Source organism: Streptococcus mitis (assembly GCF_001579035.1).
GTDB classification, from domain to species: Bacteria; Bacillota; Bacilli; order Lactobacillales; family Streptococcaceae; genus Streptococcus; species Streptococcus mitis_J.
This window is the reverse complement of record NZ_KQ970286.1, coordinates 327,291-331,249: the sequence shown is the minus strand read 5'-3', so window position 1 is coordinate 331,249 and position 3,959 is coordinate 327,291. Positions and strand designations below refer to the sequence as shown.

Here is a 3,959-nt window from a genome sequence, read left to right as displayed (position 1 = left end):
AAAAGGCTGAACTTGATGAGGTTTTAGAGCCATGTTGACTAGCTTTCAAAACATCCACCTCTAGGTCAGGATAATGCTTCAGCAAGTCCTTCTCTCCTTTCTCCTCCAAATTTCCAGTGAAGAGAAAGTGCTTATCCAAAAGTTTTCCATACAGAACTAGGGAATCTTCATGACCTCCGTCTCCAATTTTCCTTGGAGATAGGACTTCTAACTGACTTCCGAAAATTGGCAAATTCTCTCCCATTGTCACACTGCGTACTTTGGTTTGAGTCGCCTGTAGTTCTACCACAAATTCCTTCTGTTTCAGACTGCCTTTTGATACTAAGATCTCCCCTACATGGAAAGCCTTGGTCACCTCCAACAAATCTCCAACACGTTCCTTGTCTGTATTTGTCAAAATCAGCTGGTCAATCTTGGCCACTCCACGACTTTTAAGATAGGGTATCAAGGTTCGCTGGGCATTGCTGGTCGTCGCCTTTTCTTGCCATTTTTCGATTTTCTTATCAGATTCTGCCTTGCCACCTACATCTATGAGAATGGTTTTACCAGTTACATCCCGTAGGAAAATACTTTCCCCCTGCCCAACATCAAGCATGGTAATTTCATTTTCCAGTGGATGCTTTGTCAAGAAAAAGAGTCCTGTAATCAACAAGCTCAATACTGCTAGCCTTTTAATGTTTTTCCTCAAATCATAGACCAAAGCCAAGGAAATTAACAATAAGATTAAAAGCCATGCATTGGGTTGTCCAAAGACCAGAGGTCTACTTGTCATCTGCGAGACCAAGCGAATCATTCCCTCCAACCATTCAAAGATAAAATTCAGCTGAATGACTGGGTAGAGAAAGGAAAGGGCAAATAAGATAGACAAGAGCGGTAAGAAGACCAAATCAAATAGAAAGGAAAAGACAAAGGTCAAGAGGATGGACCAAGGTTGAAATTCCGCAAAATAGAAGGATAGAATGGGTAATATTCCCAAAGAAATAACCAGACTTTCTCTAGCAACAGCCTTGAGCCCCTCCCCTTCTTTGCTAGTCATAGTCAAGATAAAAGCGTAAGCGCAGGACAAAACTCCTCCTGCAGTCAGGAAAAAGTTGGGCATGATGATAAAGAGGACAAGCACGGTCAAGGCAAAATTATCCAAGCCCTTAACACCATGTTGAGCCAGTAACTTCTGCAAGAGACTGCGAATAACCGATGCTGAAAATCCTGTCAGACCAGCATAGATAAGGGAAAAGGGATAAGTCAGCCATTTCAACTTTTCTTGAGTCAAGCCCAATCGCAAAAGTATTTTCTTAAAGCCATCCATGAAAAATCCTACCTGCATACCGGACAATGCAAAAAGATGAATAATTCCTAGACTAGAATAAAGCTCATTCATCTCCTCAAAATCTGTGTCCAGATGCCCTAACAAAAGCCCCGTCATGTAATTGCGCATAGGGTCTGGAAAGTGCGTCTTAATCCAAACCACAGCCTTTCGACGTAAACTGGACAGGTTTTCACCTATATCCCAACTACGAACTTGTTTAAGTGACTGGATTCTTTTGATATTGAGAGTCTGGTAAATTCCCTGAGTCTTCAGATAGGCTTGGTAGTCAAAGCCACCAAAATTTCTCTGCCCTTCTGGCTCCGAAAGTTTTCCTTCTAGTTCTAAGTCATGAAGGTCTGTTAAAGTTTGAAATTGTTCTTTCTCCTCCTCGGACTGGAGTTTATAATAGACTTGAAAAATGCGTCCATGAGACTTACCACGAAAGGACAAACTATCACCATTAACCTTAATAGTGTCAGGCAAAATCCGTACCCTTTCAACAGAAACAGCCAAATTTTGACTCGCTTGACTCTGCTGCCAATTTTGAAACAGAAACCAGAAGGCAAAGATTCCGCAAAGCACTAGAACTTTGCTAGCAGATTTCCAAGGAAATTGGAAAAAGAGACAGACTAGCAGAAAAACAAAGCCCAATAAAGCAAGATAGGATGCAGAAAAAATGGCGTAGTAAAGCCAGAGCAATAGAAAACTCAGGTAAATTAGGGGAAGGGGGAAATTCTTAATCCACCGTAACATAGTCTTTTAGCTTTTCTATGGTCTTAGCACCAATACCAGAGACCTTCTTGAGTTCATCAACCGACTTAAATTTCCCATTTGATTCACGATGGTCAATAATGTCTTGAGCTCGTTTTCCTCCCAGTCCCTTGACCTGCTTGAGTTCTTCAAGACTGGCCTTGTTGAGATTAACCTTCTTGTCCTTGCTTGTTGAAGAAGGCGCTCCAGAATTAGTCTGTTGATTAGCTACTTCTTCTCCCTTAGTTGGAACGTAAACCAGAGCCTCATCACTGACTTTCTGAGCTAGATTGATCGACTTGCTGTCTGCTTGCTCTGTCAAGCCACCAGCCTTCTGAACAGCATCATTGACCCGACTACCTACCGGCAAATCATAAATCCCTGGTGATTTTACAGCACCTTTCACATCTACTGTAATTAGATCTTGTTCAACCGGTTCTTCCTTCACTTCCTTTTCGGATACCGAATCCTTGGAAACTGCTGCAACTTCTGCTTGCAAATTCGTTTCTTTTACAGGTGTTTGTGGAGCTGGCTTTAGCAGGAAAAATCCTCCTACAAGCAAGCCCAGACCAGTACAGATGACAATGATTTTATACTCTTTGATTTTCTCGATAATTGCTTCCATATTTCCTCCTCTCTTAGATTATTCGTAAGAGGAAGAAAAAAACAGTCGAAAATTTCTTTTCAACTGCTTATTTATTTGCAAAATAGTCTTCCTTGGTCAAGACATAATGAACTCTTGTCACGATTCGGCCTTCTTCATGCTGGTCCATACAAGCATATGGTTCTGCATGTGAAAAACGCATGCCTGATTTCTCCATGACCTTTCCAGATGCAGGATTGTCCTTATCGTAAAGGGCAGTCAACTTATTCATCCCTATCTTCTCAAAAGCTAGCTCAATCACGGCACGGTTGGCTTCTGTCGTTAATCCTTGATTCCAATACTTTTTATTGATAATGTAGCCAATAGCTGCCTTCTTAAGAGCAGGATCAATCTTGTGCAAATCAATGGTTCCAATAAACTGACCATTGCTTTTTAGTTCTATTCCCCAGCGTCCCAAGGGATTGACCAAGTAGAACTGGGCAATATTATTTTTGGTTTCTTCCAAGCTTTGATTGGTTAGAAAAGTGTAACGTGTATTATTCTTGTCCGAGGCATAGGCAAACATTTCTTCCGAATCATCCAAGGTTACAGGTCTAAGCAATAAACGCTCTGTCTCTACTATTGGATACTGGGCAAATTTTACAAAAATTGATTCCATACGTTTCCTCCACTTGAAAAGTTTCTAACTAATATAAGGATATTGAATGAAATATTTAAAAAGCAAATTTATACTTGGTATTGAGATAACTTTAAGTACAAAAGAACTACCCTTCAGACAGAGGTTGAGGATCTAATTCTTCACTCTCTTCTTTTTTAACTGGAGTTGGTTCATAAGCTCGAATAATCTGAGCGACAACTGGATGGCGAACCACATCCTTGGCTGAAAAATGAACAAAGTCGATTTGGTGAATGTTCTTTAGTTTCTCTTGAGCGTCAATCAAACCGGACTTGACATTCCGCGGTAGGTCAATCTGACTGATATCTCCATTGACAATCATCTTAGAATTAAAACCTAAACGAGTCAAGAACATTTTCATCTGCATGATGGTCGTATTTTGCGCCTCATCCAGAATGACAAAGGCATCATCCAAGGTCCGGCCACGCATATAGGCAAGGGGCGCGATTTCGATAATTTCACGCTCCATGAGACGGGTCGTTTGGTCTTTGCCGAGAATCTGATACAAGGCATCGTAAACAGGTCGAAGGTAAGGATCTACCTTCTCCTTAAGATCACCCGGAAGAAAACCTAGACTTTCACCTGCTTCCACTGCTGGACGAGTTAGGATAATCCTCTTGACC

At 41.2% G+C, this 3,959-nt stretch carries 4 protein-coding genes; all 4 read right to left on the bottom strand.

Translation table 11 applies throughout. From position 1 onward, the window contains the following. A partial coding sequence (locus SMIDD26_RS04060; protein ID WP_061439093.1) for a DNA internalization-related competence protein ComEC/Rec2 occupies positions 1-2,059 on the bottom strand: 2,059 nt, incomplete at its 3' end. Continuing rightward, the gene (locus SMIDD26_RS04055; protein ID WP_061439091.1) at positions 2,043-2,681 is read right to left on the bottom strand and encodes a helix-hairpin-helix domain-containing protein; all 639 of its coding nucleotides are present in this window, start codon (positions 2,679-2,681) and stop codon (positions 2,043-2,045) included. The genes SMIDD26_RS04055 and SMIDD26_RS04060, both read right to left, overlap by 17 nt. A gap of 67 nt (positions 2,682-2,748) precedes the next feature. After that, the gene (locus SMIDD26_RS04050) at positions 2,749-3,318 is read right to left on the bottom strand and encodes a GNAT family N-acetyltransferase (RefSeq protein WP_061439089.1); all 570 of its coding nucleotides are present in this window, start codon (positions 3,316-3,318) and stop codon (positions 2,749-2,751) included. A gap of 106 nt (positions 3,319-3,424) precedes the next feature. Next, positions 3,425-3,959: PhoH family protein (locus tag SMIDD26_RS04045; protein ID WP_134990155.1), on the bottom strand; the 535-nt coding region annotated here is incomplete at its 5' end.

Bases quoted from the DNA above. Each gene is read 5' to 3' on its own strand.
- SMIDD26_RS04055 (WP_061439091.1), bottom strand. From the start codon at position 2,681: ATGGAAGCAATTATCGAGAAAATCAAAGAGTATAAAATCATTGTCATC.
- SMIDD26_RS04050 (WP_061439089.1), bottom strand. From the start codon at position 3,318: ATGGAATCAATTTTTGTAAAATTTGCCCAGTATCCAATAGTAGAGACA.